We start from the raw sequence: 16,083 nt of genomic DNA, 5'->3' as shown, positions 1-16,083 counted from the left end.
AGGGGGTTTTGCAATATTTTGTTATATTATGTAACAAAATGTTCGAATTTTAAAGAGTGTTAAAAAATAGGAGTGTTGCGTAAAAAAAATTGAAAAAGCGAGTGCGACAATGGCACTCACTCTAGTGTTTAAGCGAAATGAGACTGGATAAATTGTAAATATTCTCGGACAATATTGATGTCACTTAACGCACTTAACGTTCGACTTCCTACGACATCTTCAATTTCATTAAACAAAAATCGACATTTTTCATCAAAAATAAAATCAATGCCCACCATACCAAAATCAAAGGCATCGATGATTGTTTGGATAAGTGCAGTTTCTTCATCGGACAATTTGTACAGGGAAGCAGTGCCTCCAAGGGTATAATTGGCTTTGAAGTTTGAGTTGGATTCTCGTAAAACAGCAGCAACAATTTTTTTTCCGACAACAAAGACGCGTACATCTTTGCCGAAAACGGCGGTTTTTTGAATTAACCATTCGCCTCCCGATGGCAATGATGTTAATTGGTTCGCATTTTCAATTAAATAGACACTCTTTCCACCGCGTCCATGTACTTCCTTTGCGATGAAAGGGAAGGGAAAGTGTGCTTGAACAGAAACAGAATCTTGGCAGTAAACGGTGTCTGCCATAGGGATGCCAAGTGAGCTAAGGAATTGATGAGTCTTTGCTTTGTTGTTTGCTATTTCGGACACGAAAGAAGAATTAAAACAAACGGTGCCAAGCATTTCTAATTGCTTGGTGAAAAATGGATCAATGGTTCTAATGATTGCATAGGCAGGCGGTGCAACAGGTTCGTTTCGAAAATCAACAAATAGTTTGTGCTGACGATGACCAATTTGTAAGTCCTCACGATAATGAAACTGCAGCTCCATGTTCAGTTCTTTTGCTTCCGCTAACATCCACTCTATATACGCTTTATTTTTCTTTGCATCCTCACGGTTATAAATTAGCCATCCGATTTTCTTCATTGGTTAGACGTCCTTTGTATCATATAATCAAACATAGCATCGGCAATATTAATACCGGTGCATTCATAAATATTCAGCAAATGCGAATTGGAATTCACTTCGCAAAGAAGAGGTCCGTCTTCGCCGTATAATAAATCAACACCGGCAAAATCAACGTCTAGAATGCGAGCGGCCGTAATGGCAAGTTCCGCTTCCGCTTCGGTTGGTGTATAAGGGGCACTTTGACCGCCATTTGTCATATTGGCCCGGAAATCATGCTTCGATGTTCGTTTCATCGCAGCTACGACTTTGTTTCCGACAACATTGATTCGAATATCGCGACCTCGACTGTTTTCGATGAATTCTTGTAAAATAAAAGGTTTATGTTTTAATTTTTTTACAAGCTCTATTAATTCGCTCTCTGTCTCAATTAAGTATACTTGCTGTCCAAAAGAGCCATAGGCTTCTTTGACGACAAGCGGGTAACCGAGTGCTTGTCCGATGTTGATAAAGGCGTCAAAGTGTTGGCGCTCAATTCCTTCGTATGTAAAAGGCGGGAAAAATGTTTTGGGCATCGGAATAGCATGATTGGCTAGTGCTTGATGGGTTTTTGCTTTACTATCGCAAATATCAATTGCCTCACTTCTATTATATACAGGAAGGCCGAGCAGCTCTAACTGGCGTGCTAAGTGAATGTCTTTATCGAGAAAAAGGACGAAATCAGGCAGCGAATTTTTGTTATGTATGAGTCCAGCTGTGCTGTTTTCAAGGCTGACGATTAGCTCGCTGTTTCGCACAATAGATGCGGCAATTCCTTTTCTCTCTGCAGCTTCCTTGACGAATAGAGCCAAATCGGAAAATTTCTCGTGTTGTAAGTAGCCATTGACAACAATCCAGCAGGAAAGAGTCGATGAATTCATCTAAAATAACTCCTTTCATATAGGGAAATGAATGATATATTATAATTTGGGAGGCGTGAACCATATGTTAACAACAATAAACGAAATCAATCAATTTTTTGAACATAGATCGGTCCGATTAGGAATGAACTTTGGACTTTCAAGGATGGAACAGCTATTAGCGAAGCTTGGTAATCCTCATAAAGAGCTGAAATACATTCATCTTGCTGGTTCAAATGGAAAAGGCTCCACCTTACATTATATAAAAGAAATGATGATTGCAGAAGGATATACAATTGCTTCCTTTACTTCGCCTTATTTGGAGAAAATGAATGAACAATTGAAGATTAATGATGAGATGATTCGGGATGAAGATTTTGTTGCTGTGTTTCAGCTGCTTTGGCCCGTTATTCAAGAAATGGATGAAGCGGAAAACGGTCCAACGCAATTTGAAATTTTAACTGCGATGGCATTTTGTTATTTTAAGAATTGTAAAGTAGATATTGTTCTATTAGAAGCTGGTCTTGGAGGGAGATTGGATTCTACAAATGTCATCAATCCGCTTCTTTCTATTATTACATCTATTTCACTTGAACATACGAACATTCTAGGGAACACTCTTGCTGAAATTGCTTCCGAAAAGGCGGGGATTATTAAAAAGGGTGCTCTTATTGTTAGTGGGGTGACGGAAGAGGAACCGGCACAAGTCATTCAGCAAAAAGCACAATCTCTCAATGTACCTTATTTTCAATTAACAAAAGATATCGTCGTTCGAAATCTAGAGCAAAGGGAAGCTGCTCAAAGCTTTACCTTTGCTTTCCGAGATACAGTGCTTGAACAGCTTGAATTGCAAATGCTTGGTCGTCATCAAGTAGATAATGCAGCGTTGGCGGTTGCTGCAGTTGTTCTGTTACAAGACTCTTTTGCCGTTTCTGAAGAAAGTATTCGGAAAGGATTGCGTGAGGCGAAATGGAACGGGCGGTTTGAGAAAATTCAGGACAAGCCGACCATTATCTTAGATGGAGCTCATAATCCGGCGGGTATTGGTGTATTGATTCAAACATTAAAGGAGCGATATCCAAAGCAAAACTATCGCTTTGTTTTTTCAGCTTTAAGAGATAAAAACTATTCAGAAATGATTCGATTAGTAGATAATGTTGCTTCACATATTTTCTTTACGGAATTTACACATGAGCGGGCAGAGAAAGCGACTGTTCTGTATGAAACAAGCGACGCTAAACAGAAACATATCGATTTCAACTGGCAAACGTGTCTTACACACGCTCTGGCAGCGGAAGAAGATGAAATTGTTGTCGTTACAGGTTCTCTTTATTTTCTTTCTTTAGTGAGAGGGTATATGAAAGGACGTAGGGATAAAGTATGATAGGAATATAGTTGCGTAAGCGAGGTGAGGCAGATTGGTTCTTGTTTTTTCCGTAATCATTGCTGTGCTCTTTTTAGCATTATTATTTATTTTTCTTCCTTTGAATTTAACATTGAAAGGGAAACTCATTCTTTTCTTAGCTAGTGTTTTTACAAGTTTTCTCGGTTTGGCCATTATGAATCAAGTTTCGATTTGGGGAGCGGTTGCTATCCAACTGTTTTTTGCCATTGTTCTGGCTTATTTGATGACAAAACGGTTTGCGCTTTTTCAAGAAAATGAAGATGAGTCCAATTTTCGGGAGAAAGAACTACAGCCATTGTTTCGTTATGAAGAGCTCTTAGAGAAAGCCAATTTGTCCGGTACGGTCGATGAATATAAGGTACGTTTACAATCTGTTCCTGTTATAAAAGAAGTTCCAGTGTCCTCTCGACATTCTGAATCAGAAATAAGGGATGTTAACCTTTCTAATATAGAACATGAAACATTTGAAAAGCCAGAATTCATAGATTTGGAAGAGCAAATGGCCCAAGAAAAAGAAGAAAGTCGAAGTCATTTCGCACTACAAGAGGTTGCGTTTATGGTGGAAGACGAGGTGGAGTTCATAGATAGAAAAGTAAGAATGACGGAGGACAAGGAAGAAGACCGAAGTCAGTTTGTACTAGAAGAGGCTGCGGCTATGTTGGAAGATGAGCTGGATTTTATCGATATGAAAGCAAGAATGCTAGAAGAACAGGCAGAAGACAAGAAACAAGCGTCATTTGAAACAGAAGATGAATCGAATGATTTCATGGAAATAAGAAGGCAAATGTTTGAAGAACTCGATGAAATACAAGAGTTACCGGATGAGGATCGAAAAAGCAAAGAGGTTCAAGTAGAAGAAACACAAACGATTGAAGATTCTGCAGAAAAAGATGAAGATCCGTCTCCGAGCACAAACCTTCATTCGTTTGAGGATTTAGAAGAACGGTATTTAAAAAATAAACAGAAGAAAGACGGGGAGACGGTGTAAGTGAAGAAGGGGTATGTACGAACTTTAATTCTTTTAATAGGCAGTACTTTGTTTATCACCTGTTTCTCTCAGTTGGCGGTATTTGCTTATGAAAAAGCCTTTCCGCCGAGCCGGATTTTTGCTAATGGGACAGTGATTGGACCGATTAATGTAGGGAACCTTTCCGAGGCTGAAGCGGCCTCTAAGTTATCAGAAGCTATAGAAATTTGGCAGAATAAACAAGAGATCACGGTATCATTTTCGGATCAAGAAAGAATGATTCCGGCGATAGATATGACGTTCCTTTTACAAGAGTCGATACGGTCGGCAGAAGATGGAGCAACGAATCCGTTGTATGCGACTATTTCAAAAGAAACGGTTCGTAGTATATTGATTGAAATGGCAGGCGGGGAGTTTGTTTCCAACCTAGATGCTACAAAGCTTAAATCCGAAATAGAACGAAAAGCAGGATTATTAGGCAAGGATGGAAAGGAAATTGTGGCGATAGAGTTTCTGCGTGATAATCTAGAAACGAAAGTGTTATCTCGTTCTGAAATGAATGTAACCGATGCAGAAGATGCAGCTTCTTTTGTGAAGCAGCATGCAACGTTTACGATTCCTGCTTTTCAGACTGTAGCCTTTATGAAAGATGTGATGGCAAACGACCACACCTTTTCGGAAGCCTTTTTAACGGAAGCTGCATCGACTCTTTATAAAGCGAGTTTAGCGACCAATTTGCAAATTATTGAAAGACATAGAAGTGTAGAGTTTCCGAGTGGTGTAGAAGCGGGATATGAAGCGAAAGTTAACCAAAGTGATTTAGATTTTATTGTCAACAATCCAAATGATACGGAATTAACTGTAACGTTTAAGTTGAAACAACAAGGCGTGTTAGTCGCTGAAATAAGCGGCTATCCGAACGGAAAAAAATATGTAGTTCGACAAGAAAATCCGAAAACATATCCATTTAAAACAATTGTTCGATACACATCTGACCCATCCAAGCCAGCAGCCTCACCAGGAAAACAAGGTTACTCTGTCTCTGTTTATCGAGATATCTATGATAGTTCTGGAGAGATTATTGACTACAAGCTCATGGCGAAAGACTTTTACTTGCCGGTCAATGAAGTAGTTGTGAAGGAAACGAAGGAAGAAGACGTGCCGGAAGAGGTCACGGAAGAACCTGCAGTGGATAATGAGGAGCAAGCGGAGGATATCGACGAAGAGACGAATCAGGATGAAGAGGTAAAAGAGAGTGAAGAGAAAGAGAAAAGCCCTGAGGCAGATGAAGAAGAAACAGATGTGAAAAAATAGAGTAGGTAGAAGGAAACCGGCTGGTGCGAACCAGCCGGTTTAGTGTATTGCTTTTATAACAAAAACGAACAAATTTTGGACGCTATCTCTACTCTATAGTAGAAGGTTTGATATCCAGGTGAACCTCTTTCGAAACAGGTGGATACGTTATTTCAGAGTCAGGGTCTTTAGGGTCTAAAGAAGCGGTGATAGTGTAGGTAACTTTGATTGTATTAGTGGCATTTTCTAGTGTTATGCTATTAACGAATATTTTAAAACGCTTATCTGTCTTCTCTAACGGTATTTCCAATTCTTGATTAGGTATAAGTTTATACTCCTTCAGTTCGTTTTTAAAAAAATCCATGTATTGGTCAGCGAGGTTAGTAGAATCATATTCAGACGAAGACTGTAGTTCTGTCGCAGCCACTTTGTTTATTGCCTTCTCAACATAAGTTACTCCCATTTCTGATAATCGATTTAATTGTATATTTTCTTCTGTTTTTTTATTCTGATTAGCACTGTTTAAAACACTGCTAATCAAAGTTAATGAAAAGATAAAAATTAATGTAATCGTTAGTAATACAAGCACTAATGTGTAGCCTGCTTCATTTTTTTCTTTCATGTAGTTATTCTCCTAATTGTCGCGATCTAGTTCTACATATCCATATACGGTTGTTAGTTCTTTGTTGTCTTCTGAATATATGGTTATAGAAATAGGAAGTAAACCTAATAAGCTTCCTTCTGTGTTTTGTAAAGGTGTCACAGTTGAAAGGTATATTTTATTATTTAATGAAATATCTGGGCGAGTATATTTATCTGGTGAAATACTGTCAGGCCCTTCACAATCATTTATTTTACAATAAGCTTCTATGCTGTTAGTTACATCATAAAGTTCCTTCTCAGCCAGATTGATTGCCGTTAATTTATCCTCTGCTTTCACAGAAAAAGTCATTGAATTAGAGAAGAAAGATAAGAACACGGTTAACACAATGCCGAGAATGGTAATAGATGCTAGCACTTCTATAAGAGTGAAACCATTATTATTTTTAAGATTGTTCACGAATTTCTACCACCTAGTGTCTTTTTAATAAGTATATATCAAACTATAATAAAGATTAGGACAATTTTATTAAAAAGTAGTGAATTATTAACGGCTATCTAAGACTAAAGAATTATGTTTAGTGATTAGTAAAACCAAAAAAATACTTTTCTATATTATTTTCATTCTATTAAAAGTGTGGTGTGATAAATGAGGAAAAAATATATATCGCAACAATCAGGGTTAACCTTGATTGAAGTATTGGCAGCACTAACTATTTCAGCACTATTAATAGGCCTGGTTTATGGTGTTTTTACCTATTCGGTCCAATCTAATAATAAGACCCAATCTCACATTAACTTAAGACAAGAAGCTAACTTAATTATTACCGAAATGAGAAAACGGCATCAAGAGGCAACAGTAAACTATGAAATATGTTATGACAAGTTACTTACGAATGAAATACCTTCTAAACAGGAGCTTTCGTTAGAAAAAGTTTCTATAAATGAAACAACTATAAATGAAACTAATTGCAAACAGGAAATAGATCCTTCTAAAGCTTTGCCTGTTCAATTTACTTTAGTCGACCAACAAAACTATAATCGATTTACAATAGATACGGTGATTGAAGGGAAACGTAACAGTGAGTCTGTAGCTGTGGAGATAGGGGAGCAAAGTTTTGCAGATTATTTACGAGCAACTGGGATATTTGTCTATGTGAATAATTTAGAAATGAATGGTACTACCTCGCTTGAAGGCAAACAAGGTACTGTCGTTGTGAGGGAGAATTTTAATCCTACTGGTTCTAATAACATAGAAATACAAGCAAAGGATATTTATATTCAAGGAGACGTTGATATAACAAAGAAAGCATTTAAATTAGGGAATTCTGATAATCCAATTAGTAATATTTATATTGATGGAAATGTTAGTATAGGTAATTTTCAAGAGAAAGATCTCCCGCCGATTCGCGGATATTTACAATATACGGGTAGTCCGATAAACGAAAATTTAATCCAATCTTTTACTAGTCACTCGGCTAAACGGGTGGACAAAATCGTATTTCCATCTTTTAATAAGTTCCCTCAATTTAACGATCCAATTCAAAACGTTGGAAAGATTATTATTGCAAGTTATGCTACAGGGACTTTTTCTGTAGATAAGAATATAGAGGAGGGGATTATATTTTACCCGAATGGTACAGTAGAGTTTAAGGGTGAGATGGAGGAAGATTTTAAAGGGATTATTATAGCAGATAAGCTTGATGTAAGAGGAAATCCTACTATTAAATTTCAACCATTAACAAAGGATGATAAACTTCCATTCTAATCTAATGTCTAGATTTAAGATGTGTGAAGTGAGGAACTAACTCAAAAATCTATAAATTTTATATATGGACATAGAAACTTTACAGACAAGTATAAAACAGGCAGGTGAACAACATGGCAAAAGAACGAAAACGCCTAGGCGATTTACTCGTCGAAGCGGGAATCATTACTGAAGAGCAGCTCGAAGAAACATTGCGGGAGAAGAAGAGCGGGCAGAGGCTTGGGGATGCGCTGCTTGAGCGGGGATTGATTAGTGAGCAGCAGTTAATTGAAGTGCTGGAGTTTCAACTGGGGATTCCGCATATTAGTTTATATCGCTATCCGGTCGATGTGAGTTTGTTGAATCTTGTGTCAAAGGAATTTGCGTTTCGAAATACGCTTTTGCCGATAAAAAAAGAAGATAATCAGCTCATTGTGGCGATGAATGACCCGATGAATTATATCGCGCTCGATGATATGCGACTGTCGACAGGATTTCAAATTTCGCCAGTTATTGCAACAAAGGAAGATATTGTGTCGGCGCTTTATAAATATTACAACATGTCGGAAACGTTTGAGGATATCGAATTAGAAGGTTTGGATGACGAAGAGGATGAAGAAGCTCCGGCTGTCCGGCTGATGAATCAAATTTTGGCGGTAGGGGTTCAGCTAAAGGCGAGTGATATTCATATTGATCCGCAAGATACAAAAATACTCGTTCGTTACCGCGTCGATGGCATTTTACGGACAGAGCGAGTGTTGTCTAAAAATATCTATAATTTACTTATTTCACGTATTAAAATTATGGCAAATTTAAATATTACCGAGTCTCGTTTGCCGCAAGATGGACGAGTTAGGCTCGATGTTAATCTGACACCGGTTGATTTACGGATTTCGCTCTTGCCAACGGTGGATGGCGAAAAGGTCGTTATTCGAATTTTGGACTTAACGAGTGTGCGGATGAATCTTTCCCAGCTCGGTTTTAATAAAGTGAATGCCCAGAAGTTTATGTCGATGATTGAACGTCCATCCGGTATGGTGTTGATTACAGGTCCAACAGGATCAGGGAAAACGTCCACCCTTTATGCGGCTTTAAATCAGCTCAATACACAGGAAGTCAATATTGTCACCATCGAAGATCCAGTTGAGTATCAGCTTCCCGGCATCAACCAAGTGCAAGTCAATCAAACAGTTGGTCTCACATTTGCAGCAGGGTTGCGCTCGATTCTGCGCCAGGACCCTAATATTATCATGATTGGGGAAATTCGTGATACGGAAACAGCTGATATAGCGGTTCGTGCTTCATTAACCGGTCACCTTGTTTTAAGTACGCTGCATACGAATAGTGCGTTGCTAACGATTCCTCGTTTACTTGATATGGACATTGAACCGTATTTAGTTGTGTCTTCTCTAACTGGGGTAGTAGCACAACGGTTAGTTCGGAAAGTATGCGGCCAGTGTAAACAAGAATATCATCCAACAGAAATGGAAAAATCTTTATATCAAAAACGGGGAATAAAAGTCGATACATTATATAAAGGAGCAGGCTGCAATACTTGTCAAAACAGCGGCTACCGCGGAAGACTTGCGATTCATGAAGTGTTAACGATTGATGATACGATTCGCTCAATGATGATGAATAATAAACCGATTCAGGAGATTAAACAGTATGCGATGCGCAGCGGGATGATTTTTTTACTCGACGATGGGCTGTTAAAAGCGAAAGCAGGACTGACAACGGTAGAAGAAGTGCTGAGAGTGACGATTCAGGAGTAGGGAGGGGTCAACATGAAAGAAAAACTAGATTACTTGCTGACGGCTGCGTTTGAATTAGGAACGTCCGATATTCATTTAACCGTCGGGGTTCCTCCAATTATGAGGCTTCATGGGGAACTTAAGCAATATGGTAAGGACGTGTTAAAGCCGGTTGATACAGAAGCGATGGCTCGAGCAATTGTTCCAGAAGGCTTATGGGAGAAGCTGAAAGCGAATGGAGAACTCGATTTTTCATATAGCATTCCACAAGTATCGCGTTTTCGTGTCAATGCGTATCATCAGCGGAGCTGTTTAAGCCTTGCTATCCGGGTTGTACCGACAGAAGTTCCAACATTAGAAAAGCTGAACATGCCGAATGTGTTACGAGACATTTCTGAAAAGCCGCAAGGACTCGTGCTTGTGACAGGACCGACAGGAAGCGGGAAATCAACGACGCTGGCGGCGATGATTGATTATATTAATAAACATTTGAAACGTCATATTATTACATTAGAAGATCCGATTGAATATTTGCATAAACATGGGATGAGTATTATCGATCAACGAGAAGTCGGTTTTGATACGAGCAATTTTGCCAATGGGCTTCGTGCTTGTCTTCGTCAAGACCCAGACATTATTTTAGTAGGAGAAATGCGAGATTTAGAAACGATTTCGACAGCGATTACCGCAGCGGAAACCGGACATTTAGTGTTAGGTACGTTGCATACAACTGATGCTCCAGCGACGATTGATCGAATTATTGATGTATTTCCGCCGAATCAGCAGCCGCAAGTACGCATTCAGCTTGCTTCTGTATTAGGGGCGATTATCTCGCAGCGCTTGCTTCCGACAAAAGATCGCAAAGGACGGGTCGCAGCGACAGAAATTATGATTAATAATTCAGCGATTCGTAACTTAATCCGAAACGAAAAAATTCACCAAATCCACAGCATTATGCAAACAAGTAAATCAGCCGGCATGCATACGCTCGAGATGTCGATGAAAGAACTGATTGAAAAAGATTGGATTGATGCACAGTCAGCTGCTCCTTATTTACAAGAGGTTATGGTGTAATGGCTGTTTTTCGCTATGTAGGAAGAGATCGTACTGGGAAAAAGAAAGAAGGCAGAGTGAATGCGGAACATCGAAGAGAAGCGGTAAGTAAGCTGCGTGAAACAGGAATCGCCGTCATTCAAATTGAAGAATTAACCGGTATTTTGTATAAGGAAATCTCGTTAGGAAAGAGAAAATTAAAAAATAAAGATTTTGTTATTTATTTGCGCCAATTTTCGACGCTGTTAAAAGCTGGAATTAGCTTAGTAGAAGCAACGAAAATTCTTTCTGAGCAAACGTCTAGTAAAATATTAAAGAAAACGCTCATAGACTTGCTTCATAGTTTAGAAGCCGGTAAGCCATATTCAGATGGTGCTGAGAAGCATCCAAACGTCTTTCCTGCAATTTTTGTCAATATGATGCGTGCTGGAGAAGCAGGCGGTAACATTGATGAGATTTTAGAAAGAATGGCTGTTTATTTTGAAAAGCAATATCAAACCAGAAAAAAAGTTCAAGCGGCGATGACCTATCCTGCGACCGTTGGAATGATTACCGTTACGATTGTTATTTTTCTCTTATCGACCGTCGTTCCATCATTTCAAAAGGTATTTGCTTCGTCTGGTGCCGAGCTTCCACTCATTACTAAAATCGTTATCGGCATGGGAGGCTTTTTTCAATCGTTTTGGTGGCTGTTTGTTCTGCTTGCAATTGCTCTATATATCGGCATTCGTTTAATTCTTGAAAATCGTCAAACGAAATATTATTGGGATTATGCTCTTTTAAAGGTTCCGTTATTCGGCTCCATGCTTCAAAAAGCGCAAATGGCGCGGATGACGCGGACGCTTAGCTCTCTTTTTTCCAGCTCTGTCCCGATTTTGCAATCGTTAACTATTGTTGAGAGAATTGTTGGGAATGAAGTCATCGCTCGAGTTGTTAAAGAGGCAAGGAGTTCGATTGAAAAAGGAGAATCGATGTCTGTTCCGATGGAGAGGCATTGGGCTTTTCCGCCGATGGTCACACAAATGATTGCGGTCGGGGAACAATCCGGTTCGATTGATGTCATGCTTGAGAAAGTAGCGGATTTTTATGATATGGAAGTGGATAATGCGACGGATCAAGTGAAATCATTAATTGAACCAATGCTTATTGTGTTTTTAGCGGGAGCTGTTGGAGGAATTGTCGGAGCTATTGCGTTTCCGATGTTTAAGATATTTGAAACAGTTCAATAAATAGAAACATTTTAGTTAATTATTGTAGGTATAATGTCAGGAAATGTACAAAAAAAGACGTTGTATTTTGGGGATAAGTACCTATATAATAAAATAAAAGGTAAAGTTGGAAGCGATGAAAGATCATTCGTATGTGGGCACTTGAATGATCCGGAGCTAGTAGTGCACCCCGCCAATTTTAAGTCTTTAAAACTGGTAAACTACTAGATTTAGTGAATATTTACATACACACTACTTCTAAATAAAAAAGGGGGATAAAGGTATGAAAAAGAAATTACAAAAACTACTTAAAAACCAAAAAGGTTTGACGCTCGTTGAATTACTAGCGGTTGTTGTCATCCTAGGGATTATTGCAGCGATTGCGGTGCCAAGTATTGCGAACATCATTGATAACAGTAAGAAAGATGCGCATATTGCGAATGCTGAGCAATTGGTAGGGGCTGCAAGATTGGCTGTAGCTGCGAATGATAAAAAACTATGGGGAACTGATAATAGTGCAACAGCAGGGCAGATTACTATGCAAGAATTAGTGGATGGTGGTTATTTGGAGGCTGCTATTGAAGACCCGGATAATAATGATGAAACGCCTAGCTATGAAACGGCTTACGTCGATATTAAAACTGCAAATGATAATAAAGGTAAAGTAACATATGAAGTTTATTTAAAAGGTGACGAGAGAAGTGTTGCAAAGAGTAGTACTGCCAAGACAACTGCGGTGGCACCTTCTGATCTTACTAGAGACAATGTTGTAAACAATTAATTATTATTAAAAATAACTCCTTCCCAAAGGAGTTATTTTTTTACCCTTTCCCACATATCCAACCATCCTACTATCGAACGCCGTCGAATTTCGTTATAATAGAATCATGGATAAGTAGAGAAGAAGCAGAGGAACATGAAAATGATGATATTTATATATAGTTATTTATTAGTGCTCGGTCTTGTATTGGGGTCGTTTTATAATGTTGTCGGGCTTCGGGTTCCGGAGGGGCAGTCGATTGTAAGGCCGCGGTCACATTGTCCGAGGTGTAAGCGAACGCTTAGTACATTAGATTTAGTTCCGGTTTTATCTTTTGTCTTTTTAAAAGGAACATGCCGTGGATGCGGCAGTAAGATTTCGCCGTTTTATCCGATTATGGAGTTTGCAACGGGACTTTTGTTTATGCTGGCTTTCTATCAGTTTGGTTTGACAGGTGAACTGGTTGTCGCCTTGACGCTTATTTCACTGTTAGTCATTATATTTGTGTCGGATATTACATATATGATTATTCCCGATAAAGTGCTGTTGTTTTTTTTGCCGCTTTTCTTTCTTGAACGGTTGTTCATTCCGCTTACTCCGTGGTGGGATCCTTTAGTTGGTGCCTTTTTTGGTTTTGGTCTGTTATTGTTGATTGCGGTCATTAGCAAAGGCGGCATGGGCGGGGGCGACATTAAGCTCTTTTTTGTGATCGGACTGGCGCTCGGGTTTTCGCAAACCTTGCTTACCTTTTTGATTGCTACTTTTTTAGGAGCTGTATTTGGTGTAGGCGGGATGCTGCTTGGGAAGCATAAACGAAAAGAGCTCATTCCTTTTGGTCCATTTATTGCAGTTGGGGCTCTTCTTTCTTACTTTTATGGAGAGAACATCATTAGCTGGTATTTCTCGATGTTCATGTAGGCGGTGAAAATATGAATTTTTTACGAAGCAATAGACAGTATCCTGTTCATTTTACCATTAGCGATTCATATGTTCGTTTTGTCCAAAGTGATCGAAATCGGACGTTTCACGCGTATGGACAAAAATGTCTGCCGCCCGGTGTTGTCGTTGAAGGGCAGATTAAGGAGCGGGACACGCTTGGAATGATTGTCGATGAAATGGTGGACAATTGGAAGCTGAAAGGGAGTAAGATGTCGTTTTGCGTCCCCAATGAGTTTGTCATTTTGCGAAAAACAGTTGCCCCGCTTGAGATTATGGAAGAGGAACTGACTGGTTATTTATACATGCAATTAGGAGAGAGCATTCATTTGCCTTTTGAAGATCCACTACTCGTACCTGTTTTATTAAAGGAAACAGAGGAGAATAAAGAAGTACTTTTGATCGCTTCAAAAGAATCAGTGCTGCAAGAGTTTTCTGAGCTGTTCCGAGAATCTTCATTAAAACCGGTTGTGGCCGATTTATCCATGTTAGCCGCTTATCGCACCTATTTTCATCTTGGATTAGCAACGAATGATGAACATGTGTTGATGATTCAAATCGGTTTAAAGACGATGATTCTTTCTGTCTTTCATCAATATAAACCTGTATTTGTCCATCATTTCCGCCCATCATTCTCGGACGAGTCGTTTGAAATGGTTAAGAATAGAAGAGGGGCAGAATACTATACATGCCACGATGACGATGAAACGCTGGCAGGGCAAGCGCGTGATATTGTGATGGAAATTCAGCGTTTTATCTCTTATTATCGTTTCAATTTAACAGGTGGTAAATACGAAATTTCCAAACTATTAGTGATGGGCGACCATCCTTGTATAGAAGCTTTTTATCGGAATATGAAAGAATCGTTTGAATTTGAAATGGACGTACAATCGATGCTGCAACCGATTTTTCAAACAAAAAAAGGAACCAACATTCCTTCTGTCTATACAGAGTGTATTGGTCTTGCATTAAAGTAGGTGTCTACATGCTAGTTGATATAAATTTATTGCAGAAAAAAGAAAAGAAAGCATCCGTTTTTCTCATTTTTATTCTCGTGAGTGTCATTATTCTTGTAGCTGCAGGGATTTTTGCGTGGAAGATGTATCAAACACAAGTAGCGAAAGAAAAGCAGCTAGAGACGATGCTTGCACAATATAAAGAAGAAAAGGTATTAAAGGAACAAAGTCTATCGGAAGCCGCAAGTGATAACGGAGTGGAGCAATTGAAGGCGGCGATTGCATGGGCGGAAGAAACGGATACATCGACCTCTGTCCTTTTACAACATATCACCTCTTTATTGCCAGAAAGAGGGTATTTTATGAATTTTTCTTTTGCGGAAGGCAAGACGGCAGATTTGTCAATCCAATTCGATAGTTCACGAGAAGCTGCCTTCTATTTAAAAAGCTTGCAGAACTCCTCTTATATTGACGAAGCGGAATTATTAAGTATAGAGACAGAATCTATCTCCTCTGAAGAAGATACAGTAGAAGAAAAGAATGTATTGCCAAGATATATGGCGTCCTACCGTTTTGTTGTGAATGAAAAGGCGCTTCAAGAAGGGGAGGGATCTCCTTGACTTCTAAAACGCCTAAGCTTCTTTTGTTTATCTTAATGATGGTTGTTGTTATCGGAGGTGGACTTTATGTATACTTCCTCGACTTCCAGCCGTTGCAACAGAAGGTGAATGAATTAGAAGCAGCTATTACAAAAGAAAAGCAAGAATTGGCTATGATAGATGAAACAGGCCAATCTTCTGCGAAAAAAGAGATAGTCAATACAAGTGAGCTGCAACAAAAAATCCCTGTTCAACCTTTAACCGATCAAATTGTGTTATCTCTTGAAGAAGCGGAGGTCGCATCGGGAACGTTGATTACAAGTTTGACGTTTCAAGAAGGAGAGGGAAGCGAGCAGCAAAGTGAAGATGATCTCGGTATTGAAACAGAGACAGAGAAGACAGATGAAAGCGCGGTGAACCTTCCTGGCGGTGTGAAACAAATCCAAGCAGAAATGACGGTTATCTCTCCTTCTTATAAAGAATTAGAAACGTTTGTGAAAGAGATTGAACAGCTGCCGCGTATGGCAAAAGTGGAAAGCCTTCAATTCGCAGGTACACAGGAAGCGAGAGAGTTAGTAGTTGAACCGGAGAATCTTTCTTTTCAGGTTGTCGTTTCTTTCTATTATTATCCGGAATTAGAAGAGCTCGTTCAGCAGCTACCAAACTATGAAGCACCGCCAGCTAGTGATAAAGAAAATCCTTTATATGAACCAAAAGTAGAAATTCCACCAAAGAATGAAATGGAAAAAGGAAACATCGTAGAAAAAGACAATATCACCTACGAAGTGTTTACGTATAAAGTTCAGCCAGGCGACACGCTTTTCCGTATCTCGATGCGCTATTACAATAGCCGGGCGGGAGAAGCGTTGATTAAAAAGTGGAATAATATGACGATATTAATGGCCGAAACAACCATTGAAATTCCAGTGCCAGTGGATGGAGAAAATTGACGAAAG

16 protein-coding genes and 1 riboswitch are annotated in these 16,083 nt (G+C 39.1%); of the genes, 12 read left to right on the top strand and 4 right to left on the bottom strand.

The window, feature by feature from the left end; translation table 11 throughout:
- Positions 1-128: 128 nt before the first annotated feature.
- Positions 129-971, bottom strand: a complete 843-nt coding sequence (locus tag V7068_RS11600; RefSeq protein ID WP_499712920.1) for an ATP-grasp domain-containing protein — start codon at positions 969-971, stop codon at positions 129-131.
- Positions 968-1,870 carry an ATP-grasp domain-containing protein gene (locus V7068_RS11595; protein WP_499712919.1) on the bottom strand — a complete coding sequence of 301 codons (903 nt, stop codon included), beginning with the start codon at positions 1,868-1,870 and terminating at the stop codon, positions 968-970. Before V7068_RS11595 ends, V7068_RS11600 begins: the two co-directional genes overlap by 4 nt.
- Before the next feature lie 64 nt (positions 1,871-1,934).
- Here V7068_RS11595 and V7068_RS11590 point away from each other — a divergent pair, with 64 nt between their 5' ends.
- From V7068_RS11590 to V7068_RS11580, 3 genes are read left to right on the top strand one after another with little or no spacing between them, the layout of a single operon-like run.
- Positions 1,935-3,233 carry a bifunctional folylpolyglutamate synthase/dihydrofolate synthase gene (locus V7068_RS11590; protein ID WP_499712918.1) on the top strand — a complete coding sequence of 433 codons (1,299 nt, stop codon included), beginning with the start codon at positions 1,935-1,937 and terminating at the stop codon, positions 3,231-3,233.
- Positions 3,234-3,267: 34 nt separating this feature from the next.
- Entirely contained in the window at positions 3,268-4,242 is a 975-nt protein-coding gene (locus tag V7068_RS11585; protein WP_499712917.1) for a hypothetical protein, read from the top strand.
- Positions 4,243-5,535, top strand: a complete 1,293-nt coding sequence (locus V7068_RS11580) for a VanW family protein (RefSeq protein WP_499712916.1) — start codon at positions 4,243-4,245, stop codon at positions 5,533-5,535.
- 88 nt (positions 5,536-5,623) lie between these two features.
- Here the strand turns inward: V7068_RS11580 and V7068_RS11575 are convergent, their stop codons facing one another.
- Positions 5,624-6,136 (bottom strand): hypothetical protein, encoded by a 513-nt coding sequence (locus tag V7068_RS11575; RefSeq protein WP_499712915.1) that lies wholly within the window; start codon positions 6,134-6,136, stop codon positions 5,624-5,626.
- A 12-nt stretch (positions 6,137-6,148) separates the two neighbouring features.
- A complete protein-coding gene (locus V7068_RS11570) occupies positions 6,149-6,574 on the bottom strand; it encodes a type IV pilus modification PilV family protein (RefSeq protein ID WP_499712914.1) in 426 nt (141 codons plus the stop codon).
- Between the two features lie 189 nt (positions 6,575-6,763).
- On the opposite strand from V7068_RS11570, the gene V7068_RS11565 reads away from it, so the two are divergent.
- From V7068_RS11565 to V7068_RS11525, 9 genes are all read left to right on the top strand, one after another.
- Entirely contained in the window at positions 6,764-7,882 is a 1,119-nt protein-coding gene (locus V7068_RS11565; protein ID WP_499712913.1) for a PulJ/GspJ family protein, read from the top strand.
- 113 nt (positions 7,883-7,995) lie between these two features.
- Positions 7,996-9,636, top strand: a complete 1,641-nt coding sequence (locus V7068_RS11560; protein ID WP_499712912.1) for a GspE/PulE family protein — start codon at positions 7,996-7,998, stop codon at positions 9,634-9,636.
- Positions 9,637-9,648: 12 nt separating this feature from the next.
- Positions 9,649-10,689: a type IV pilus twitching motility protein PilT gene (locus V7068_RS11555; protein WP_499712911.1), complete on the top strand. Its 1,041-nt coding sequence runs from the start codon at positions 9,649-9,651 to the stop codon at positions 10,687-10,689.
- Positions 10,689-11,897 (top strand): type II secretion system F family protein, encoded by a 1,209-nt coding sequence (locus V7068_RS11550; RefSeq protein ID WP_499712910.1) that lies wholly within the window; start codon positions 10,689-10,691, stop codon positions 11,895-11,897. The genes V7068_RS11555 and V7068_RS11550 overlap by 1 nt, the downstream gene beginning before the upstream one ends.
- Positions 11,898-11,996: 99 nt before the next feature.
- Positions 11,997-12,080, top strand: a riboswitch (cyclic di-GMP riboswitch).
- Between the two features lie 79 nt (positions 12,081-12,159).
- On the top strand, positions 12,160-12,657 hold the full coding sequence (locus V7068_RS11545) for a type II secretion system protein (protein ID WP_499712909.1): 498 nt from the start codon (positions 12,160-12,162) through the stop codon (positions 12,655-12,657).
- 144 nt (positions 12,658-12,801) lie between these two features.
- Positions 12,802-13,554: a prepilin peptidase gene (locus V7068_RS11540; RefSeq protein ID WP_499712921.1), complete on the top strand. Its 753-nt coding sequence runs from the start codon at positions 12,802-12,804 to the stop codon at positions 13,552-13,554.
- 11 nt (positions 13,555-13,565) lie between these two features.
- Entirely contained in the window at positions 13,566-14,549 is a 984-nt protein-coding gene (gene pilM / locus V7068_RS11535) for a type IV pilus biogenesis protein PilM (protein ID WP_499712908.1), read from the top strand.
- Positions 14,550-14,557: 8 nt separating this feature from the next.
- Positions 14,558-15,148: a PilN domain-containing protein gene (locus V7068_RS11530; protein WP_499712907.1), complete on the top strand. Its 591-nt coding sequence runs from the start codon at positions 14,558-14,560 to the stop codon at positions 15,146-15,148.
- Positions 15,145-16,077 carry a LysM peptidoglycan-binding domain-containing protein gene (locus V7068_RS11525; RefSeq protein ID WP_499712906.1) on the top strand — a complete coding sequence of 311 codons (933 nt, stop codon included), beginning with the start codon at positions 15,145-15,147 and terminating at the stop codon, positions 16,075-16,077. The genes V7068_RS11530 and V7068_RS11525 overlap by 4 nt, the downstream gene beginning before the upstream one ends.
- Positions 16,078-16,083: the final 6 nt, after the last annotated feature.

The organism is Bacillus sp. JJ634 (assembly GCF_036962285.1).
Lineage (GTDB): Bacteria > Bacillota > Bacilli > Bacillales > DSM-1321 > Peribacillus > Peribacillus asahii_A.
Note: the sequence above shows the minus strand (reverse complement) of the source record. Positions and strands in the feature narration are given on the sequence as shown.